General features: G+C 62.0%; 15 protein-coding genes. 14 read left to right on the top strand and 1 reads right to left on the bottom strand.

The window, feature by feature from the left end; genetic code table 11:
• The 14 genes from vgrG to N5C91_RS24210 all read left to right on the top strand — a co-directional run bounded on the left by vgrG (position 1) and on the right by N5C91_RS24210 (position 19,743).
• Positions 1-2,733, top strand: coding sequence for a type VI secretion system tip protein VgrG (gene vgrG / locus N5C91_RS24275; RefSeq protein ID WP_279832561.1), 2,733 nt, complete (start codon positions 1-3; stop codon positions 2,731-2,733).
• Positions 2,684-3,340: a hypothetical protein gene (locus N5C91_RS24270; protein WP_279832559.1), complete on the top strand. Its 657-nt coding sequence runs from the start codon at positions 2,684-2,686 to the stop codon at positions 3,338-3,340. The genes vgrG and N5C91_RS24270 overlap by 50 nt, the downstream gene beginning before the upstream one ends.
• A gap of 2 nt (positions 3,341-3,342) precedes the next feature.
• The gene (locus N5C91_RS24265) at positions 3,343-3,867 is read left to right on the top strand and encodes a hypothetical protein (protein ID WP_279832558.1); all 525 of its coding nucleotides are present in this window, start codon (positions 3,343-3,345) and stop codon (positions 3,865-3,867) included.
• Positions 3,868-4,400: 533 nt separating this feature from the next.
• Complete coding sequence (locus N5C91_RS24260) at positions 4,401-6,569, top strand: lipase family protein (RefSeq protein WP_279832556.1); 2,169 nt, start codon at positions 4,401-4,403, stop codon at positions 6,567-6,569.
• On the top strand, positions 6,566-7,354 hold the full coding sequence (locus tag N5C91_RS24255; RefSeq protein WP_279832554.1) for a hypothetical protein: 789 nt from the start codon (positions 6,566-6,568) through the stop codon (positions 7,352-7,354). Before N5C91_RS24260 ends, N5C91_RS24255 begins: the two co-directional genes overlap by 4 nt.
• An 887-nt stretch (positions 7,355-8,241) precedes the next feature.
• Positions 8,242-8,502: a PAAR domain-containing protein gene (locus N5C91_RS24250; protein ID WP_279832553.1), complete on the top strand. Its 261-nt coding sequence runs from the start codon at positions 8,242-8,244 to the stop codon at positions 8,500-8,502.
• 3 nt (positions 8,503-8,505) lie between these two features.
• On the top strand, positions 8,506-9,669 hold the full coding sequence (locus tag N5C91_RS24245; RefSeq protein ID WP_279832552.1) for a hypothetical protein: 1,164 nt from the start codon (positions 8,506-8,508) through the stop codon (positions 9,667-9,669).
• Positions 9,666-13,037 carry an ImcF-related family protein gene (locus N5C91_RS24240; RefSeq protein ID WP_279832550.1) on the top strand — a complete coding sequence of 1,124 codons (3,372 nt, stop codon included), beginning with the start codon at positions 9,666-9,668 and terminating at the stop codon, positions 13,035-13,037. The genes N5C91_RS24245 and N5C91_RS24240 overlap by 4 nt, the downstream gene beginning before the upstream one ends.
• 60 nt (positions 13,038-13,097) lie before the next feature.
• Positions 13,098-14,684, top strand: coding sequence for a type VI secretion system protein TssA (gene tssA, locus N5C91_RS24235; protein ID WP_279832549.1), 1,587 nt, complete (start codon positions 13,098-13,100; stop codon positions 14,682-14,684).
• 27 nt (positions 14,685-14,711) lie between these two features.
• Positions 14,712-16,481, top strand: coding sequence for a type VI secretion system baseplate subunit TssF (gene tssF, locus N5C91_RS24230; protein ID WP_236173452.1), 1,770 nt, complete (start codon positions 14,712-14,714; stop codon positions 16,479-16,481).
• The gene (gene tssG, locus N5C91_RS24225) at positions 16,445-17,542 is read left to right on the top strand and encodes a type VI secretion system baseplate subunit TssG (RefSeq protein WP_279832546.1); all 1,098 of its coding nucleotides are present in this window, start codon (positions 16,445-16,447) and stop codon (positions 17,540-17,542) included. The genes tssF and tssG overlap by 37 nt, the downstream gene beginning before the upstream one ends.
• Positions 17,523-18,077, top strand: a complete 555-nt coding sequence (gene tssJ / locus N5C91_RS24220; protein WP_279832545.1) for a type VI secretion system lipoprotein TssJ — start codon at positions 17,523-17,525, stop codon at positions 18,075-18,077. Before tssG ends, tssJ begins: the two co-directional genes overlap by 20 nt.
• Complete coding sequence (gene tssE / locus N5C91_RS24215) at positions 18,074-18,511, top strand: type VI secretion system baseplate subunit TssE (RefSeq protein ID WP_279832543.1); 438 nt, start codon at positions 18,074-18,076, stop codon at positions 18,509-18,511. The genes tssJ and tssE overlap by 4 nt, the downstream gene beginning before the upstream one ends.
• Positions 18,511-19,743, top strand: coding sequence for an OmpA family protein (locus tag N5C91_RS24210; protein WP_279832542.1), 1,233 nt, complete (start codon positions 18,511-18,513; stop codon positions 19,741-19,743). The genes tssE and N5C91_RS24210 overlap by 1 nt, the downstream gene beginning before the upstream one ends.
• A 58-nt stretch (positions 19,744-19,801) precedes the next feature.
• On the opposite strand, the gene N5C91_RS24205 is transcribed toward N5C91_RS24210, so the two are convergent.
• Positions 19,802-21,418 carry a gamma-glutamyltransferase family protein gene (locus N5C91_RS24205; RefSeq protein WP_279832540.1) on the bottom strand — a complete coding sequence of 539 codons (1,617 nt, stop codon included), beginning with the start codon at positions 21,416-21,418 and terminating at the stop codon, positions 19,802-19,804.
• Positions 21,419-21,431 lie beyond the last annotated feature (13 nt).

The raw sequence follows: 21,431 nt of genomic DNA, 5'->3' as shown, positions 1-21,431 counted from the left end.
ATGCTCACCGAGTTACGCAATTTCTTCGACCACAGCCGGCACACCGTCACCGTGGATGGCCAGGGCGCGCTGCTGGACGTGCTGGCCTTCTCCGGCACCGAAGCGCTCAGCGAAACCTTCTGCTACGCCATCGAAGTCACCAGCCCCAACCTCGACATCGCCGCTGAAACGATGCTCGGCAAGGACGCCAGCTTCAGCCTGCACGCCGCACCGCCCTCGCTGAGCATTCGCGGCTTCAGCCCGCCGGCGCTGGCGCCGCTGCGCACCCTGCACGGCGTGGTCACGCGCTTCCGGCGCTTGTCCGCCTCCCGCGACGAGGCGCGCTATGAACTTACCCTCGAGCCGCACCTGGCCCTGCTCGACAAGGGCCAACAGTTCCACATCTACCAGAACCAGAGCGTGCCCGAAGTGGTGGAAAGCATCCTCCGCCGCCACGGCCTGCGCGGGCAGGACTTCCTCATCGACCTCGGCAGGACGTACAAGCAGCACGAGCAACTGCTGCAGTACGGCGAGTCGGACCTTGCCTACATCAAGCGCCTATGCGCCGAACGCGGCATCTGGTTCAGCTTCAGCATGGACGCGCGCCTGAAGATCGATGTAGTCGAATTCCACGACTCGCCCATGCACTACCAACGCGACCTGAGCTTGCCGCTGCGCCCGCTGAGCGGCCTGGAAAGCAGCGGCCAGGATGCCGTCTGGGAGCTGCAGGCCAGCCACCAGGTCGTCCAGCAACTGGTCAGCTCCCGCGCCTACTACTCACGCGACGCCGGCGCCAACCTCGACGGCCAGGCCGACCTGACCCGCGGCGCCAGCACCACCTACGGCGAGGCCTACCATTACGCCGACGAGCCCTACCAGACCCTCGGCGATCCCCTGGCGCGCGGCGATGAAGAAGGCCATGCCGAAAGCGGCATCTTCTTCGCGCAATTGGCCCACGAGCGCTACCTCAACGACCAGCTTCGCCTGAGTGGTGCCAGCAGCAGCGCCGCCCTGGCGCCCGGCCAGGTACTCAAGGTCGAAGGTGGCGCACCGGCCGCCTTCAACGAAGGCGCGCTGATTGTCCTCACCCACTGCACCGCCGCCCGTGACCGCAGCTTCGAAGTGCGCTTCGAAGCCATCCCCGACGGCAACATCGCCTTCCGCCCGCCAGTGCCGGCCAAACCACGCATCGCCGGCACCGTACCCGCGCGCGTCACCAGCCCGCAGCAGAACGACCCCTACAGCCACATCGATGGCGAAGGGCGCTACCGCGTCAACTTCCTCTTCGACCGCGACACCTGGCCCGCCGGCCGCGAAAGCATGTGGCTGCGCCTGGCGCGGCCCTACGCCGGCGACACCCACGGCCTGCACCTGCCACTGCTGGCCGGCACCGAAGTGGCCGTGGCCTTCGAGCAGGGTGACCCGGACCGACCCTTCATCGCCCACGCCCTGCACACCAACCTCGAACCCGACCACGTCACCATCCACAACCACAAGCGCAACGTCCTGCGCACGCCAGCGAACAACAAGATTCGCCTGGACGACACCCGTGGCCAGGAACACATCAAGGTCAGCACCGAATACTCCGGCAAGAGCCAGCTCAACCTCGGCCACCTGGTGGATGCGCAGCGTGAGCAGCGCGGTGAAGGCTTTGAGCTGAGAACCGATGATTGGGGGTCTCTACGGGCGGGTAAGGGCGTGTTCATCAGTGCAGATGAGCAGCATAAGGCTGAGGGCGTGGTACTGCAGATGGATGCTGCCATCGAGCAGTTAGACAGTGCTCTTTCTCTGGCGCGCTCCATGCGCGCGGCTGCCTTAGGCGCCCAAGTGAAACCAGGCGACCTCGACAGCCAGATTCGGCTGAATAAGGCCCTAAATACCCTGGCCAAACCCGGCGTGCTGGTACATGCCCCTGAGGGCGTAGGCATCCTCAGCCCCGAAACTATCTGCATCTCATCCGGTGGCGAAAGTGTGGGAATCATGGCTGGCCGGAACCTCGACCTAAGTTCCGGTCGGGACTTCACAGCCGTTGCCGAGGATTCTGTCAGCGTCTTGGCGCAATCATCAGGCATGCAACTCAAAGCAGCCCACGGCAAGGTCGAGCTGCATGCCCAAGATGGTGACCTGCATGCGCTGGCCAGCAACGAGGTCAAGGTCGAAAGCACAGGCGGTCGAGTAGAGATAACAGCCCCGGAAGAGGTAGTGCTGCACTGTGCCGGCGCCTATATCCGCATCAAGGGCGGAGATATCGAGCTCGGCGCTCCCGGCAATATTTATCTCAAAGCTGCCAATGTGCAGAAGCTCGGCAGCACAAACCTGAATATCCCGCCAACGCCTTTGCCGGGCGGTTATAGCGCACGTTATGTGCTGAAGGATGATGCTCAGGCGCCGATGACGTTCACCAGATATCGGGTAAAGACCGCGGCTGGAGAAGTATTTAATGGCGTCACGGACAGAGAGGGCAGGACTATGCCTCTTCATACTCTGACACCGGACAATTTGAGTATTGAGTTTCCGGAGGAAGCTAAATATGACATTCAGTTCTTGCTGCAAGACCCTAAAACTGGGCGGACCAAGGCGAACGTGCCTTATAAGGTGACTCTTGATACTGGTGAAATAGTCATGGGCGTATCTGATGATCAAGGATTAACGAAAAAACTCTCGTCTACATCACCCATATTCGCAACTATCGAGGCCCCGTATCATGACTCAACAGAATACTCCGGCAGTTGCTCAGACACCTGCCAATGCTAACTCGGGCGTGCAACAGTATCAGTTAACTCCTGTAGCAGATACCGCTCCTGTTGTTGTTAATGTTGAAAAGGAGTTGAGTGGAGCTCAATGGGTCGAACGATTCCCTACGAGCAGACAAACTGTCGACCTTATTTCACCATTCAGGGAGAATGTAGATAGATTTATCGCTGCCCTGAGTTCTGCGGGGGTGGGCGTGGACATCTCCGCTACTCTTAGGCCGCCTGAAAGAGCATATCTCATGCACTATTGCACTCGGATCGCGGCGGGGGCGATTGCTCCTCAGGATGTTCCCGAAATGGAAGGGGTTGATATTGAGTGGGTCCATCGCGATGCGCAGGGTCAAATTGATTTGGCTCGCTCCAAACAAGCCGCGAGAGCCATGAAGAGTGCGTATCAAATCGTACATCCACCTGCTTTAGTGTCGAGGCACTCGCAAGGACGCGCTATAGATATGACACTGTCAAATGTTATGAATAGGAATGTCGTGAATGGGCAAGGAGTGGAAATTTTGATTTCTTCATCTGCCATTCTTTATCAAGTAGGCTCTAGCTACGGTGTCAGAAAGCTGGTTAGTGATGCTCCCCACTGGTCTGATGATGGGCATTAATCATGAGTGGATTCATTGCTTTTTTGTGCATGACTCTGTTTTCTCTTCTGTGCCAGGCGGAAGAAATTAGCATGGGGTTTATCGAGGGGGTAGAAAAGGGGGGGGAGGGCAAGGTTTACATCCATACTGATAAAAGAATTTCGCGTGGAAGTGCTGTGGAATATCAGTATTCCATTGAAGATGAAACAAAGTGCTGTGGCGTTTTGAAAGGAAAAGATTTGAAGTTTATAGGGACGAGTCAGAGCCTCTATAAGGATGGCGGTTCTCATGGCCTCGTCTATCAGGTTGATGCAAAAAAAATTGATTATCGAAAGGTTGATGGATTTGTCGGCTTCTTAGTGGTAAATGCTCCCGGCACAACAGAAGACTCACCCACAGTTCTGAGAGCGCCGACTCCCAGTGGGGAGGTTGTAATTGAATCATGCTACGGGACTGAAGGGATTAATCTCTATCGGAAGCAGGCCGATAAGGTTGAGGGGCATTTGTATTTTTATTTGAACTACGACATAGAGGCAGATTGCCCGTGATATATCTCTGTTCGAATAATATGGCCTCTCAGTGGCTGATGGCTATTTGGTATGCGACCTGTGAGCACCTGCATACATAATTGCACTATGACTAGCTGAGGCGTCTCTGGAGGAATAGAAGGTCGCAGTTTTTACTATCCTCACATTTATTTTGCTAGTAGTGATTTTGGCGCTGCTGCTTATTTATATGGCAGTCCATGATGCAAGAAAGGTGGGCGAGGTGTTTCGCGAAATTAGAGTGATTTCTTCGTACTATGAAATCTGGGGTAACGGGTCAATCGCTGGGCGCTGCACCGTCCTGATGATAGCCACCGGCTCAATCCTTTGGCCTAGTATTCATATTGCGAGGGGGGATTTGTTGCCTGAAGAACTGGATGAACTTCCCAAGGGCATCCTTGTGCGCATGCGCTTTGCTGCAGGATTAACCATATCCGCTTGCTTGTTAGTTCTAGGATTATTGATTTACGGAAAATTCATTAAATAACTTTAATCAAATATTTGGCTCAAGATATGAAGCGGACTGAGGAGCTGGCATGAACGATAGATTGCATAGAACAGATACATTATGCCCAAGTAAAGACGTTTTGTGTGGCCCTCAGAAACTACACTGGCTTGAGTTTCAGCTCATCGACGAGCGTGGCGATTCCTTGCCTAACCAGACGTACCGGGCAGTCAATGATGCTGTGCGAAGTGGTGAGATCAAGGAGTATACGGGGCAGAGCGATGCCAACGGAGTGATCCGACTGGAGGGGCTTAAGCTACTCGCTGTTACATTGTTTATTGCCGCTGATCCATTCGCCAAAGAGTTGCAAACACGGCGCCTGCGTCCGATGCGTGCCGAAACACCAGTGGAGAAGGTCCACGCCTATACCTACGAGCCATCACCACCAGGCTTCTCACCGCGAGAGAAAGAAGCGCGGGCAGCGGGGCACCTGTACCACTACGTGCGCATTGGGCAATTGAGCGACCGGCTGCCGACTCTCAAACCGCCCATGACGAAAAAAGAGAAACAGCCCGGCTTCCATTTTCCAGACCCGGACTTCAAAGGTTTCACTGTACCGGCTGAGCAATTGGATCGCCGTCATGTGTTGGAAGTCTGCCCCTTCCGTGCCTGGCAACTGGTGCTGCATCACCAGCCCGAGTACAGCATGGTCAACGCTTACAACCTGGGGCTGATGGCCAATCTGTCATACAGCACGCTAGTACAAGACCAGCGCAAGGCGGCAAAGAAGACGGGCAAAGTGGTTGACCCGGCGGTGATATTTGGTGGAGTGGAAGAACTGTTCTTCCGCCAGTGCCTGGACCTGTCGCGTACGCCGACGATGCTGGACCCCAAAGGGCAGAAGTTCCCGGCTGTAGTGGTGGATGTGCCCTTCAACGAGCGCTACACCACCGCGATCATGTTGGACTCGACCGAGGCGGAAACGCTGCCGAGTGACCCTCGCACGCCGTTCCACATCATTGAAAACACCCAACTGTTCTATTTCAGCAACAAGACGCAGGTGGTGGTGGCATGGCGTGGCACCCAGGAACCTACGGATTGGCTGACGGATGCCCAATATCGACCACGACCTGCCGATGGCACCGGTTGTGACGTGAAAAAGTCGGGGAACCAATGCACTTTCCTGACGGCGACGGGCAGCGTCCATGACGGTTTTTTGCAGGCATTCGAGATTGCGAAGAAGTTATTTCCAACCCGCTTTTTAGAAATTGAGCAAGAGATTACCAACAAGAAGCTATTCATCTGTGGGCACAGCCTTGGCGGCGCGTTGGCATTAATACATTCCGCGGAACTGAAAAATGCCAACCCTCTGCTCTATACCTACGGTATGCCCCGCACCTTCACGCAGAAGGCCGTGGAAAGCCTCAGTGCCTTCACCCACTTCCGACATGTAAACGACGCCGACACCATCACCAGCGTGCCGCCTGAGGCGGAGTTGGATAACTGGCTGTACAGCGCCTTCGGCCCGCTTGGGCCGGACCTGGGCTATGTCTGGTCGGTGCCCGAGTTGCTGGTCAGCAAACTCACGGGGTTCGGCGATCCCTATTGGCACCACGGCAAGATCGCCATGCACTATCGCGCCGATCAGCACACGATTATCCCCGCGTCAGCTTACCCGGCCTACAAGAGCAAGGATGGTCTCGGCGCTCCTTACTACAACACCATCAAGGCGCCTCTGCCCGAGCGCGCTTTCCTCTATCTGGTGCCCAGCCTGGATGATGCCGCCAGCCGTTACGCCGGGGAGGAACAAAAGGCGCTGATGAAGTCGTTGTCGAGAGAAAGCATGCAACGTTACTTCCCGCCGCACACCAACCCGGACCGCAGTAACGGCCGTACCAACCCGATGGATCATTCCATGATCAATGCGTATCTGCCGTTCCTGCATAACCAATTGCTGGAACTAAGCGACCCTACTCGAGCGTTGGTGCGGAAGGAACAGCGCAAGCGCTTCGAAGAGCAGATGAGCCACAAGGATATTCCCAAGGCGGAGCTGCAACGCAACCAGCATTTCCTTGCCTTACAGAAGCTGATGCCCATGACCCTGCGCATGACCCAGGAAATGGAAGGTGGCCGCGAGGCATTGCAGCGTTTCTGCGTGGAGCAGGAAGCTGGCGTACCCATCGAGATCATGCGGGCACGCTCGCACGGTCGAGTACCGCCCCAGGTCGCGACAAGTAAGGTGGAGGAACTCATACCATGAACCAGCGTTCCCGCATTTCTTCCGCCTTGGGTGCCCTGGCGCTACTGGCCAGCCTTAGCAGTTGCGCACAGAGCCAAGCGCTCTCGCCTCCGTCTGGTGGTGCGCAGGTGACCTTTCGTATCAAGGTTCCGCAGGATCTCGCGGCAGACCCTATGCGAGTGATGTATCGCTCCATGAAATGCCCGGTACAGCGCTCAGATGGCAGTGGCGGAAGTTTCGAGGTGGATGGTTATCATGCTGTCGAAGCGGTTCCGCAACGCCAAGGGCAGAGTGATCTGTACGTGGCGACTGTAGCCCGTGATGGCGGTGGCGCTTGTCATTGGCAGTTGAGCAACGTGACCTTCGGTGTGCACTACCAAAACACTTTGCGCTTTGGAGAAAACGTTCTGCCCGGAGGTGGCGGGGGTATTATTGTTTTGTTTGACGATAATCAACCGCAGCAACGTTCTTTGCTGGAGGACCCCGAAGAGGTCAATGGGGACCTTCTAGTCACTAAGGACTATTACTCCTGGGTCGATGAGCAATTTCTTATCCGTCATGAAAAGCGTGCGTGGCTTTTTGGTGATGGCGATATTTATCTAACTTACAAAGCACCACAGGCAAAAGTCGTAATGTTCGAGCCGAGGCTGCATGCTAATGGCGTGGTGTATTCGGTAGGCCCAAAATTAAAGAAAGAAGGAGTTTATACCCAATTCACTTACCCTGACGGCAGCAAAGTGGCTGATGGCAGCAGCAAGCCGAGCTTCGAGAAGTTGCAAGCCATTCGGCTAGGGCGTGATGAATGACATCGCATTCAGTACTGCTATCAGTAGTTCTTGTAATGTTGATCAGCCTTAGCGGTTGTGCACAGAGCCAAGCGCTCTCGCCCCCGCCTGGTGGCGCGCAGGTGACCTTCCGTATCAAGGTTCCGCAGGACCTGGCGGCAGACCCGTTACGGGTGATGTATCGCTCCGAGAAATGCCCGGCACAGCGCTCCGATGGCAGTGGAGGGCGTTTCGAGGTGGACGGTTATCACGCCGTTGAAGTAACTCCTCAACGCCAGGGGCAGAGTGATCTTTACGTGGCGAATGTAGCCCGTGATGGCGGCGGAGGCTGCAAGTGGCAACTGAGTAATGTGACTTTTGGTGTTCGTTACCAAAACACTACGCGATTTGGACAGGATGTTAAGTCGGGAAGGGGGGCGGAGTAATTGTAATATTTGACGAAAATCAGCCTCAGCGAAGATCTCTATTAGAAGAGCCTGAAGACGTTTCTGGGGATTTGGTTATTAAGAAAGACTATTATCCTTGGGTCGATGAGGAGTTTCTTGGTCAGTACGAAAAGCAAGCTCGGCTATATGGGGAGGGGGATTTTTTTCTCACGTTTCGAGCGCTAAAAGCGAACATGGTTTCATTTGAACCCGTGCTACATGAGAAATATTTGGTTGAATCTGCAGGGCCAAGGGTAAAACAGGAAGGTAACCACACTCGCTTCATCTACCCAGATGGTAGCGTAATTGCCGACGGCAGTACCAAGCCAAGCTTTGAGAAGTTGCAGGCCATTCGGCTAGGGCGTGGTGAATGACATCGCATTCGGTGCTGTTATCAGAAGTTCTTTTGACGTGGTGTCGAAGCACTGATGTATCTCGCTTTCTGGTGCTCATGGATCTTTTTGTCAAAGGAAGGAACTCTTGATGTCTCGTGGATTCGTTTTACTGGGTGACAAGACCACCCACGGTGGCCAAGTCATCTCCGCGACCTCTACCTATGAGGTGCACGGCAAGTTGGTGGCGCTGGTAGGTGATCAGGTCAGTTGCCCCGCCCATGGCGTCAACGCCATTGTCGAAGGTTGCACAGACTGGTCCGAGAACGGCCGCGCTCTGGTGGTGAATGGTTGCCGCAGCGCTTGCGGCTGCCAGGTGATTTCCAGCGCCCCCGACTGCTCGGTGTTGTAAGCCATGGCCTGGAATCGTCGTGCGCCTGACGTCATCGAGGCACCCGCGCCGCTGTCGATGATCCGTTGGCTGGGCGCTGCTCTGTTGGCGGTGATCATTGGCATCGGATTGTTCGTGCTGGTGGTGTCCGGGCGGTTGCCCGAACTGAGTAGCTTCAATCCCTGGATGCTGGCCGCCTCGCCGTTGCTGGCGTGGCTGCTGGCGTTCGCGGTGCGTAGCTACACGTATGGCGGTGCGCTCGGTCATTTCCAGTTCCTTGAGGAGCAGGCTGATGACGCCAAGACCGCATGGAACCAGTGGGCGCAGCGGGGCTTTGGGGTGCAGGCGAGTTGCGTGGTATTGCCGGAGCAGGTGTCTGCTGCCGTGATCGTCCGGGGCGCCCCTGGTGAGCCTCGTCGTCCTGGAGAGGTCTGCCGAATCGCCGAACTGCCGGCAGAAGGTGATGGGCGCGTACTAGCGGCGTTGCAGAAGCTGATCGCAGGCGTTGGCCCCGCCTTGAATGCACTTCCTGCAGATCGTGACTTGCGGGTGACCGTGCTGAGTGACCTCGACATAGATGGCCTTGAGGTCTTCCGCACAGCGTGGGGAAAAGCTTGGCTCATGGCCATGCCTGGACGGTTGCAGATTAAGCCGAGCTTTGTCAGCGAACTCTCTCTGCAATGGCTGGAAGACAACCTGAAGGCCCCCGGCGCGGCGATCGAACTGATCCTGGTACTACAGGTCAACGGCGCCAAGGCCTACTCCGATGGATTGGCTGCCTTGTTGCTGTGCCCGGATGCCCTGGCACAGGAGTGGGAGCTGCCCGTGCAAGGCCGGCTGCTGCGGCCGATGCCGCTGAATGTCGAGCAGTTGGAGATTGAGATTCCACTCTTCCTGGACACCCAACTGGCTGCACGGAGCGCCACCGGCATCCTCGCCGACAGTGCGAACTGGCAGCCAAGCCTGGGGGGCATTCTCTCAATGGGGGAGGCGCAGCAGGCGAAGTTCAAGGTGGGGCAGCAGTGGATACAGGAGTCGCTGTGCGGCGTGCCGGGGCCGTTCAGCGCCTGGCTGCTGGCGGCGTTGGGCCTTGAGCTGAGCCGGCACTTCCAGCAACCGCTGGTGTTACTCAGTCAGGAGCCCTCGCAACGTTGGATCAGTACTGTCGCCCCAGGGGAGTTGGCATGAAGACCTATAGCAACTCGTGGCGCCGCGTGGGTGGTTCAACGTTGATCGTGGTGGCGCTGGCGGCAATGGGCTGGCTGATCTGGCGCTATGGCGAGCGGATAGGGCTGGTCGAGGATCGCGACAAGGTACTGGCCTTCCTGCTGCTCTCGGTGATTGTGCTGATTCTTCGATTCGCTCCCAAGCTGCTGGCCCATGTCAAACGCCAACAGCATCAGGAACAGGGCGTGGCGACAGGTATTCGTCCCGCGTCAGATGGCACTCTACCGCCCTCCAGCAAGCGTGCTTCGCCGAAGCAAGAGATCCCTGGACAGTTGCAGGCCCAATACGGCCACTTCTGGAAGCGCAAGGTCCGCCTGCTACTGGTAGTTGGCGAGCCCGAGCAGGTCGAGGCCGTAGCACCAGGGCTGACCAAGCAACTCTGGCTGGAAGGCCAGGACACCGTACTAGTGCATGGCGGTTCGCTCAAAGGCCAGTGGCAAATCGATGTGACCGCACTGTTGAAATCGCTGCGCCGCTCGCGCCCCGTGGACGGTATCGTCTGGGCGCTGACGGAGGCGCAGGGCAGTGACGTGGCCTCCTTGAGTACCGGCGTGCGCCAATTGCGCGACTTGAGCCAGGCGCTGCGCTGGCAGGCACCCTTGTACCTGTGGCAGGTTTGCTCCAGTGGCTGGGTGCAGGAAGGTCGCGAGGGGCAGGCCGTGGGTTGCCTGCTGCCGGCAAACGTCACCGCAGAGCAGATCGAGGCATCACTGCGCAAACTGGTGGTGCCGCTGCGTGAGCGGGGGATGGGCCAGATTGCCGGGCACGCTTCGCATGATTTCCTGCTGCGCCTTTCCCGGGATATGGGGCGTTCCGGCATCGGCCAGTGGCGTCAGGCACTCAGCCCTTTCCTGGCACAGCTCAACCGCTCGGTGCCGCTACGCGGCCTGCTGTTCAGCCCGAAGCTCGCCGGCATCGCTACCGGAACACCGAATGCCTGGTGGCCGGAGGCAAGCTGGAGTGCGGTGCTGGGGGACAAGCAATCCCGAGGCGGTCGGTTGGCCTGGTCCTGGGCGCGCGGGTGCTATATCGCCGGACTGGCGTTTGCCAGCCTCTGCGCCCTGGCCTTGCTGCTGTCCTTCGCCAGCAACCGCAGCCAGATCGCCACGGTGGAGTCGGCGCTGGCGACCATCAATACGCCGGGCGATGCGGATGCGCAGCTCAAGGCCCTGCACGAACTGACCCGCGAGATGGCGCGGCTGGATTATCGCCGCGAGCACGGCGAGCCGTGGTACCAGCGTTTCGGCCTGAGCCAGAACGATGCCTTGCTGGCTGTACTGTGGCCGCGCTACACCGAGGCCAACAACCGATTGCTGCGCGATGTGGCGACGCAGCACCTGGAGCAGCAACTGACGGAGCTCGCCGACTTGCCGGCAGACAGCCCCGAGCGTGCCTCGCGGGCGGAAGAGGCGCATGCCCAGCTCAAGGCCTATCTGATGATGGCCCGCCCGGAAAAGGCCGATGCGGAGTTCCTGGGCAAGTTGCTGACCCGCGAGGAGGCCGCTCGCCCCGGTGTTACGCCGGGCCTCTGGCAGGACCTTTCGCCCAATCTGTGGGCCTTCTACGCGCAGCACCTGGCGGCGCATCCCGAGTGGCGCACGCAGACGCAACCCGGCCTGGTATCCCAGGCCCGGCAGGTACTGCTGGGCCAGTTGGGCCAGCGCAATGGCGTGGCCAACCTGTACCAGCAGGTGCTCGATCGCGCCAGCAACAACTACGCGGCGCTGACCTTGCGCGACATGGTCGGGGAGACCGACGCCCCGATGCTCTTCGATACGCCCAACAGCGTGCCGGGGGTGTTCACCCGCCAGGCCTGGGAAGGCCAGGTGCGCCAGGCCATTGACGAGGTGGCCGAGGCGCGGCGCGAAGCGATCGACTGGGTATTGAGCGACCAGCAGAGCACCCTCGACAGCGACCTCAAACCCGAGGTGCTCAAGGCCCAGCTGACCGAGCGCTACTTCCAGGAGTTCAGCGACGCGTGGCTGGCCTTCCTCAACAGCACCCGCTGGCGCAAGGCAGACAGCCTCTCCGACGCCATTGCACAGTTGACGCTGCTCAGCGATGTACGCCAGTCGCCGTTGATCGCCTTGATGAACACCCTGGCTTACCAGGGCAAGACCGAGGTCAAGGGTGAGGCCCTTTCCGATTCGCTGATGAAGTCGGCGCAACAGTTGCTGGACAAGGACAAGCAGCCGGTGATCGACCAGAACGCCGCTGGCCCGCGGGGCCCGCTGGATACCACCTTCGGGCCGATCCTCGCTTTGCTCGGCAAGGAGAAGTCCGCGACGGCCACAGGCGACAACCTGAGCCTGCAAGCCTTCCTCACCCGTGTGACGCGGGTGCGCCTGAAGCTACAACAGGTCACCAATGCCGCCAACCCGCAGGCGATGACCCAGGCCCTGGCGCAGACGGTATTCCAGGGCACCAGCGTGGACCTCACCGATACCCTGGACTACGGCAGCCTGATCGCCGCCAGCCTGGGTGGGGAATGGAGCGGCTTTGGCCAGAACCTCTTCGTGCAGCCGCTCAACCAGGCCTGGGAAGGCGTACTGCAACCCTCGGCGGCCGGCCTGAACCGCCAGTGGCAGCGGGCAATCGTCGGCAACTGGGAACGCGCCTTCGACGGTCGCTATCCCTTCGCCGTCAGCGGCAGCGATGCCTCGTTGCCGATGCTCGGCCAGATGATCCGCTCCGGCACCGGGCGCATCGACCAGTTCATCAGTTCGCAACTGGGCGGTGTGCTGCACAAGGAAGGCAACCGCTGGGTGCCGGACAGCGGCAATAGCCAGGGCCTGCACTTCAACCCGCAGTTCCTCAAGGCGGTGAACGAGCTGGGCGAGCTGGCGGACATTCTCTACACCGATGGCGGCATGGGCATGTCCTTCCAGTTGCAGGCCAAGCCGGTGCGCAACGTGGTGGAAACGACCTTCATCCTCGATGGGGTGACGCTGGAGTACTTCAACCAGATGGAGAGTTGGCAGCAGTTCACCTGGCCGGGCGGCACCGATCATCCCGGGGCGTCGCTGAGCTGGACCAGCCTCAAGGGCGGGGCGCGGCTGTTCGGCGACTATTCGGGAGTCTGGGGGTTGATCCGCCTGTTCGAGCAGGCCCAGGTGAGGCGCCTGGACGACAGCAATTCGCTGTTCGAACTGGTGCTGACCGCGCCGGACAAATTGCCGCTGACCTGGCACCTGCGCACCGAGCTGGGCAACGGGCCGCTGGCCCTGTTGCAACTGCGCAGCTTCAAGCTGCCGGCGAACATCTTCGATGTCGGGGCGGGGCAGGCATTGCCCTACGCCAACGCCGAGAGCGAGTACATGGGGCAATAGCCGCTGCATGCAGATCAGCGTTGATGCTGCGCCGTATATCTGGGGATGTAGGACACACCGATGAGTTTGCAAGGACTGATATCCACCTGCCTGGATGGGCAGGACGCCGTGGCGCTGGCCAAGGCCCGGGCGAGCCACTGGGAAGCCTGGCTGAAACCCATCAGCAAGGCTGCGCCGGTGGGCGAGGACCCCGGCTACGAGGATGACTTCCAGCACTTGCGCGAGGAGGTCAACAAGCTCTCCGGAGCCGATGTGGAGCGGGTGATAGGGCTGGCGGAACGGTTGCTCAAGCAGCGCTGCAAGGACCTGAGGATTGTCACCTACTACCTCTGGGCACGTACGCAACGCGACGGCGAGGCGGGGCTCGCGGATAGCCTGGAGCTGTTGGCGGCGCTGCTCGAACGCTTCGCCCGGAAAGTCCTGCCCAGCCGCCCGAACAGTCGCCGCGTGGCCCTGGAGTGGGTGGCCAGCGGCAAGGTGCTGGATGGCCTGTCGCTGTTCCCGGAAGTGGTCAAGGCCGAGGCGCAGCGCACCGTCGCTGCCTTGGCCTGGCTGGAGCAGATCGTTTCCGCCTGGCCAAAGAGCGAGCGGCCGGGCCTGGGGGCGCTTTATGCCGCCCTGAGCGCACGCCTTACGCAGTCCGGCGGGGTGAACGCGCTGGTACCGCAGAACAGCGCCGTGCAGGCCGAGCCCACGGCGCATCCGGCCGCGCCAGCGATGTCGGCGATCAACTCCGGGCGCGACCTGCTCGACAGTGGCAAGGCCTTGGCCGGTTATCTTCGCGAACAGCCCCTGGGCTGGCTGGCGGCTCACCGCCTGCTGACCGGCCTGCGCTGGGACACGGTGCACCAGTCGCCGCCGCAGGAGGCCAATGGCAATACCCGCCTGGTGCCTCCACGCACCGAGTACCGCGCGCAGCTCAAACGCCTGTATCTGCAACAGAGCTGGGGCGAATTGCTCGACCAGGTGGAGCGCATGTACGCCGAAGGCGTGAACCATTTCTGGCTGGACCTGCAGTGGTACCTCTGCCAGAGCCTGGGCAAGCTGGGAGTGCCGTACGAGGCGTGGGCGGACATCGTCAAGCGCGACCTGGGGATGTTCCTCGATCGTCTGCCGGGCATCGAACAACTGCGCTGGAGCGACGGCACGCCCTTTGCCGCCGAGCCCACGCGCGACTGGATCACGCAGCACGTCAGCGGCAATCAAGCGGCGGCCTGGATGTCCACGCCAATCAGCGCCAGCGCGGCAACGGACGACATCCTGGCGCTGGAAAGCGAGGCGCTGGCCCAGGCCGACAGTGATGGCGTCGAGGCGGCACTGGCTTGGCTGGCGGCCCGCCCCGAGGTGCACACCGGGCGCCAGCGCTGGCTGCTGCGTCTGTTGATGGCGCGGGTGGCGGAGCAGTACGGCAAGAGCGATCTGGCGACCTACCTGCTGGGCGAACTAGACAGTGTCGCCCAGCAACAAAACCTGCATGCCTGGGAGCCGGAGCTGGGCTTCGAGGTCAAGGCCCGCCTGCTCAAGTTGCTGCGGCAGAAAGCCCAGCGCAATGACGTCGACAAGGCCGCGCTGGCCCAGCGCATGGAGCATCTGCTGGCCACCCTGGTGGCAGTCGATCCGGTGCGTGCCGCGGTGCTCTGTGGCTAGGTCCCTCTTACTTTCAGGATTTTCGTTGTGAGCATGGATAATCTGACGCTGCGCTATTTCGACGCCGAAATGCGCTACCTGCGCGAGGCGGGCAAGGAGTTCGCCGAGGCATTTCCGGATCGGGCGGCGCAGCTCAACCTGGACAAGGCCGGCGCGCGCGACCCCTATGTAGAGCGCCTGTTCGAAGGCTTCGCCTTCCTCATGGGGCGCCTGCGCGAAAAACTCGACGATGACCTGCCGGAGCTGACCGAGGGGCTGGTGAGCCTGCTCTGGCCGCATTACCTGCGCACCATCCCGTCGCTGTCGGTGGTCGAGTTGGCGCCGGACATTCGCGAGATGAAGCGCTGCGAAACCATCGCCAGGGGCTTCGAGGTCCTGTCGCAGCCGGTAGGCGCCAAGCGCACGCGTTGCCGCTACACCACCACCCAGGACATCACCCTGAACCCGATGCGTATCGAATCGGTGCGGGTGGCCAACGAGCCGGATGGCCGTTCGGTGCTGCGCCTGCGCTTCGCCTGCAGTCCGTTGGCGGACTGGTCGCTGATCGACCTGAGCAGCCTGCCGCTCTATCTCAATGCGGATGGCCCACTGGCCTGTGCGCTGCACCGCGCACTGACGCTGAATGCGCAGACGCTTTACGTGCGGGTGCCGGGCCAGACCGACCGATTGAGGCTCGACGGGCATTTCTCGCCCAGGGGGTTCGGCGACGACGACCGACTCTGGCCCAAGGGCGACAGTGCCTTCAGCGGTTACCAATTGCTCCTGGAGTACTTCACCTTCCGCGAGAAATTCATGTTCGTCACGCTCCGTGGTCTGGAGCAGATGCCGATTCCCGCGGAGCTGTCAGGCTTCGAGTTGGACGTGGTGCTGAGCGAGCAGTGGCCGCACGAGTTCACGCTGACGGCCGAACATTTGCGCCTGCACGCCGTGCCGGTGATCAATCTGTTCGCCCTGGAGGCCGACCCGCTGACGTTGTTGCCCCTGCAGACCGACTATCTGTTGCGGCCGATGCGCCTGCAGGATGGCCACACCGAGATCTATTCGGTGGACAGCGTTTCGTCCTCCAAACACTCCAGCAAGCGCGACTACGTGCCCTTTACCAGCTTCCGCCACAAGGGCGGCATGTTGCGCGACGATGCCCCCGAGCGCTACTTCCATACACGGATGAAGCGTGGCGCCAACGGTATGCACGACACCTGGCTGATCCTGGGCGGCGAAGGCTTCGACGCCGACCGCCTGAGCGAGACGGAAAGCCTCTCCCTGCGCCTCACCGGCACCAACGGCCAGCTGCCGCGCAAGGCGTTGCAGAGCACGCTGCTGGACTCACTGGTGAAGTCGCCGCTGGCCGGCCTGCGGGTACGCAACCTGTGTGCGCCGACCTTGCCGTGCTACCCACCCAACCAGGATCGTTTCCATTGGCGGGTCCTCAGTCACTTGGGTTCGAACTTCCTGCCGATGCTGGACAACGCCGAGGTACTCCGCGGCACGCTGGCACTCTACGACTGGACCCACAGCGAGCTGAATCGCCGGCGGCTGGCGGCGATCGTCGAGGTGCGCCATCACCTGATCCAGCGTTTCGAGAAAGGCTTCCTGCTGCGCGGCGTGGATATCGAGGTGACGCTGGACGCCAACGGCTTCAGCGGCGAGGGCGACATCAGCCTGTTCGGCGAGATGCTCAACCGCTTCTTCGCCCTGTATGCCGACATCCACCTGTTCAACCAGCTCACGCTGATCCTGCAACCTACCGGGAAGTGCCTGCGATGGAACGAGAATCACAGTCAGCGTATTCCCGGCTGAAGGCCAGCGGCCTGCTGGAGGCGCTGGGCGGGCGGATTGCCGAAGCGAACCTGTACCGCTTCTGCCAGTTGCTCGAAGCGGCGACGGCGGGCAACCCGCTGCTGGGCTCGACGACTCGCCCCGGCGATGACGCGGTGCGCTTTCGCCCGCACCCCGGCATGGGCTTCCCCGGCGGCGAGCTCAAGGCCATCGAGTACGACGAGGAGCACCCGCAGCGACCGCCCACGGTGCGGACGCGTCTGCTTGGGCTATACGGGGTCGACTCGCCCTTGCCGACCGTCTACCTGGACGACATCGCCCAGCGCCGGGAGGGCCACGAAGCGCTCGAAGCCTTCCTCGACATCTTCAACCACCGGGTCTTCACCCAGTTCTACCGCATCTGGCGCAAGTACTCCTATCCGGCCACCTTCGAGCCCGGCGGCGCGGACAAGACCTCGCAGTGCCTGCTGGGCCTGATCGGCCTGGGCATACCGGGAACGGCCAACCACATCGCCACGCCGGTTTCGCGTTTCCTCGCGCTGCTCAGCGTCATGCGCCTGCCGACGCGAAACGCCGAGGGCATTGGTGCTCTGGTGAAGCTGCTGGCACCGAACACCCAGGTGCGGGTGACGCCGCACTGGCCGCGCAAGGTGCCACTGGCGCAACCCGCCAGCCTGTCGCGGACGAACCCGGTGAGCCTTTCCCAGGGCACTCCGTTGGGAAGCTTGGGCGCGGATGCCAATAGCCAGGTACAGCTTGAACTGGCCACCGAAGACCTTGCCGAGGCCCAGGGCTGGCTGCCAGGGCGACAGCTGCACACTGACCTGCTGGTGCTCCTGCGGGTGTACCTGGGGTGGCGCTGCAATGCCAGGCTGGTACTGACCCTGCCAGTGAAATGCCTGCCCAGGCCGGTGCTCGGCGGCCCTCCGGTCTGGCTCGGGCTGACCGGTGTGCTCGGGCTCGATCCTGATGAGCCGGAGCAGGCCGGGCAGCCGTGCGTCACCGTCAACCTCGGGCGCTACCAGGGACTGACCGAGAACATGAATTCCAGGGAGATACAGCATGTCGCGTACCGTATTTAGGATGCTGCTGGCCACCGCCACACTGGCCTGCGTGCTTATTGGTGGCTGCGGACTGACCCAGCGCGCCGTGGACGGGGGCAGCACGCTTGCCCACGGCATTTTCTACAAGCAGGTCAAGGTGCTGCACCTGGACCTGAACGCCCGTGCCGCTCTCAACACCCAGAGCACTGACATGTCCGGCTTGTCGCTGTCGACGATGGTCCGGGTTTATCAGCTGAAGGACCGCAAGAGCATGGATGCGGCGGACTACCAGGGGCTGTTGAACGAAGGCGATAGCCTCCTGGCCGGCGACCTGCTGGATTCGCAGCGGCTGGTGGTGAAGCCTGACGAGGGGGCGCAACTGAACGTGCCATTGTCCGCGGAGGCGCAGTACGTCGCGGTGGTCGCGCTGTTCCGCTCGCCAGATACGGAAAACCATACCTGGCGCCTGCTGCTGGCCCGCGACGAGCTGGATCCAGACCTGCCCCGGGTGATCGAACTGGGCGACAACGCGTTGCACCTGGTGCCAGCTCCGAAGAAGGATTCCTGGTGGTGAGCGAGCAGAACCCGTCGCTGTACGAACTGTTGCTGCAGAACTTCACCGGCGAACTGGACCTGCACCAGGTACGAGAAGAGGACCAGGTTCTGTTGTCGGTGCTCGACAACCTGCTGCGTATCCTCAACTGCCGCGCCGGCACGCTCAGCCACCTGCCCGATTACGGCCTGCCGGACATGAGCCAGATACTCCACGGCATGCCGGGCAGTGCGCACGGGCTGATGGGGACCATGACCGGCACGCTGCGCAAGTACGAGCCGCGCCTTGCTGCGGTGCAGGTGCTGCTACTGCCGCAAAGGCTCCCGGGGCATCTGGAGTACAACCTGGAAGTCGAACTGCGCGACGGTACCCGCGCCACTTTCGGCACGACGCTGGACCCTCAGGGCAAGGTGCTCATGCGCCATCTGAAGCAGCACGATCATCTGGTGCACTGATGGCAACGCAACTGGATGACGAAGGGGCGGTAGTCGAGGAGAAACTGCGCCTGGGTGGCAATCCCCAGGGGCATGCCCTGTTTCTCGCCTTGGGTTCCGAGCTGGCGAAACTGAGCCACCCAGCGCAGCCGGATATCGACTGGGCGCGGGTGGAGCACCTCGGTCTGGTGCTGTTCCGCGAGCACGGCATGGAGTTGCAGTCGGTGATCGCCTTTGCTCTGGCCAGGGCGCACCTGTACGGGCTACCGGGGGGCAGCCAGGGCTTGCGGCTGACCTGCACGCTGCTGGCCGGCGAATGGAACAGCCTCTGGCCGCGTGCTGCGGCAGTTCGCGTGGAGATTCTCGATTGGTTGTTCGCACAGCTGCGCGCGTGGCTGCGCGGCCTGCCGTTGTCCGACGCGGACCTGCCGGAGCTGCTGCAACTGGGGCAGCCACTGGAGGAACTGGAGGCACTGCTGCAACGCCGGGCGGAGGTCTCCCTGGCGTCGCTGGAGGCCCTGCGCAGCCAGTTGCAGGGGCTGATCAGGCGTCTGTCGGCCGAAGTGGACCCGCCGGCCTCCCGGGGAGCCAGCGTTGCAGCGTCGCTGCCGAAGGTCGATCCGCCTGCGGCCACAATGCCCGTGGCGTTGCCTGCGGTGTTGCGTGAGCCTGATGCCGATGTTCCCGCAGCGGCGGCGCTGGAGCCGGAGCAGGGCGATTTGACGGCCGAGCACAGGCGCCGCTGGCTCTGGCCGTGGCTGTTGGCGCTGGTTGCGCTGATGCTGCTGACGGGGCTGTTTGCCTGGGCGTACAGCCGCGGCTGGCAAACCGTGCAGGTCGAACCGGCGTCGCCGCAGCCAGAACCCCGGGCGCTGCGGTTGGACGGCCAATTGCTGTTCCCGCCGGGCAGGGCCGTGCTGCGCCCCGAGTCGGACAAGGTGCTGGTCAACAGCCTGATCGACATCAAGGCGCAGCCCGGCTGGCTGATCATCATCACCGGCCACAGTGACTCGACCGGCGATGCCCGGCGCAACCTGGAACTCTCGCGAAATCGGGCAGCCGCTGTCCGCGACTGGATGCAGCGGATGGGCGACATCCCTGACGATTGCTTCGAGGTTCGCGGTGCCGGAGACAGCCAGCCGGTGGCGAGCGACGAGACGGAGGAGGGGCGCAATGCCAACCGGCGAGTCGAGATCACCCTGGCTCCCGAGGGCGGAGCCTGCCGCAAGGACAAGGCGCGCCCGGAAGGCTGAGGCTTGCACCGCAGCGGAAGTCAGCCGTGGCTGGCGTCCGTTGCGGCGCAAGGTGGCATCAGCACACCGCGATGTGCGAATCCGCGCGCGGTTCGGTGCCGCCGCAGAGCACGCCGGTCTGCGGGTCGCGGACGATGATCTGGCCGCGCCCGTAGTCGGTGAGGTCGCAGGCGATCTCCACCTCGTGGCCGCGCCGGGCCAGGCCGAAGGCCAGGTCGCGGTTGGCGTGCTGCTCGATGCCGACTTTCATGCCGCCCAGCCATTGCCAGCGCGGGGCGTCCAGCGCTGCTTGCGGGTTGAGGCCGAAGTCCACCAGATTCATCACCATCTGCACGTGGCCCTGGGGCTGCATGTAGCCACCCATCACGCCGAACGGGCCGACGGCCACGCCATCCTTGCTGAGGAAGCCGGGGATGATGGTGTGGAAGGTCTTCTTGCCCGGCGCCAGGGCGTTGGAGTGCGCCGGATCGAGGCTGAACTCCGAGCCACGGTTCTGCAGGCCGATGCCGCTGTCAGGCAGCACCACGCCGGAGCCGAAGCCGTGGTACGCGCTCTGGATGAACGAGACCATGTTGCCTTCGCCGTCGGCGGTGGCGATGTACACGGTGCCGCTGGAGTGCGGGTCTCCATGCCTGGGCTCGGCGGCGTGTTCGCCGATCTCGGCGCGGCGGCGCGCGGCGTAGTCTTCGGAGAGCAGCGCGGTGGTGCTGACGCGCATGTGCTCGGCGTCGGTGATGTAGTGCAGGCCGTCGGCGTAGGCTTTCTTCATCGCTTCGAGCTGGCGGTGCCAGGTGAGCTGGCTGTCGCGCTGGTCGAAGTCGTAGCCCTGAAGGATGTTCAGGGTCATCAGGGCGATCAGGCCCTGGCCGGCCGGCGGGATTTCCCAGACGTCGTAGCCACGGTAGTTGGTCTTGATCGGCTCGACCCACTTCGGCTTGTAGCCGGCCAGGTCCGCAGCGCTCAGCTCGCCACCGGTGGCGGCGGAATGCGCGGCCAGGCGCTGGGCGAGGGCGCCACGATAGAAGCTCTCGCACTTCGTCTCGGCCAGCTCGGCGAGGGTTTTCGCCTGGGCCGGGTTGCGGAACAGCTGGCCGGCGCGCGGCGCTGCGCCGTCAATGGTGAAGGTGTCGAACCAGGCTTCCAGCACCGGCACGGCGGCGCGGCTTTCCTGGTACTCGCGGCGGGCGACTTCCCATTGGTGGGCGACCACCGGGGATACCGGGAAGCCGTCACGGGCGAGGGCGATGGCCGGCTGCAGCAGGTCGGCGAAGGGCAGCTTGCCAAAGCGCGCGGACAGCTCGGCCCAGGCCGAGGGAATGCCCGGCACGGTGACCGGCAGCCAGCCGTGCACCGGCATCTTGTCGTGCCCGGCGGCTTTCACCTTGTCGATGGAAATGGACGCCGGCGCGTGGCCGCTGGCGTCCAGGCCGTGCAACTGGTCCTTGACCCAGACCAGGGCGAAGGCGTCGCCGCCGATGGCGCAGCCGGTGGGTTCGACCACGGTCAGCGCGGCGGCGGTGGCGATGGCGGCGTCAATGGCGTTGCCGCCGGCACGCAGCATGGCGATGCCGGCCTCGGCAGCCAGCGGCTGCGAGGCGGCGACCATGCCGTTGCGGGCGAACACGCTCTGGCGCTGGGAAGCGTAGGGGTACTCGTGGGCAGAGAAGCTCAGCATGGAAAACTCTCTT

Source organism: Pseudomonas sp. GD03903 (genome assembly GCF_029840045.1).
GTDB lineage: Bacteria > Pseudomonadota > Gammaproteobacteria > Pseudomonadales > Pseudomonadaceae > Pseudomonas > Pseudomonas pseudonitroreducens.
This window is presented reverse-complemented; position numbering and strand designations above follow the sequence as displayed.

What these genes read in the sequence shown, in the direction of transcription:
- N5C91_RS24240 (WP_279832550.1), top strand. Translation starts at nt 9,666, where the DNA reads ATGAAGACCTATAGCAACTCGTGGCGCCGCGTGGGTGGTTCAACGTTG.
- tssJ (WP_279832545.1), top strand. Translation starts at nt 17,523, where the DNA reads ATGTCGCGTACCGTATTTAGGATGCTGCTGGCCACCGCCACACTGGCC.
- N5C91_RS24270 (WP_279832559.1), top strand. Translation starts at nt 2,684, where the DNA reads ATGACTCAACAGAATACTCCGGCAGTTGCTCAGACACCTGCCAATGCT.
- N5C91_RS24255 (WP_279832554.1), top strand. Translation starts at nt 6,566, where the DNA reads ATGAACCAGCGTTCCCGCATTTCTTCCGCCTTGGGTGCCCTGGCGCTA.
- N5C91_RS24205 (WP_279832540.1), bottom strand. Translation starts at nt 21,418, where the DNA reads ATGCTGAGCTTCTCTGCCCACGAGTACCCCTACGCTTCCCAGCGCCAG.
- N5C91_RS24210 (WP_279832542.1), top strand. Translation starts at nt 18,511, where the DNA reads ATGGCAACGCAACTGGATGACGAAGGGGCGGTAGTCGAGGAGAAACTG.
- N5C91_RS24265 (WP_279832558.1), top strand. Translation starts at nt 3,343, where the DNA reads ATGAGTGGATTCATTGCTTTTTTGTGCATGACTCTGTTTTCTCTTCTG.
- tssA (WP_279832549.1), top strand. Translation starts at nt 13,098, where the DNA reads ATGAGTTTGCAAGGACTGATATCCACCTGCCTGGATGGGCAGGACGCC.
- vgrG (WP_279832561.1), top strand. Translation starts at nt 1, where the DNA reads ATGCTCACCGAGTTACGCAATTTCTTCGACCACAGCCGGCACACCGTC.
- N5C91_RS24260 (WP_279832556.1), top strand. Translation starts at nt 4,401, where the DNA reads ATGAACGATAGATTGCATAGAACAGATACATTATGCCCAAGTAAAGAC.
- N5C91_RS24250 (WP_279832553.1), top strand. Translation starts at nt 8,242, where the DNA reads ATGTCTCGTGGATTCGTTTTACTGGGTGACAAGACCACCCACGGTGGC.
- N5C91_RS24245 (WP_279832552.1), top strand. Translation starts at nt 8,506, where the DNA reads ATGGCCTGGAATCGTCGTGCGCCTGACGTCATCGAGGCACCCGCGCCG.
- tssG (WP_279832546.1), top strand. Translation starts at nt 16,445, where the DNA reads ATGGAACGAGAATCACAGTCAGCGTATTCCCGGCTGAAGGCCAGCGGC.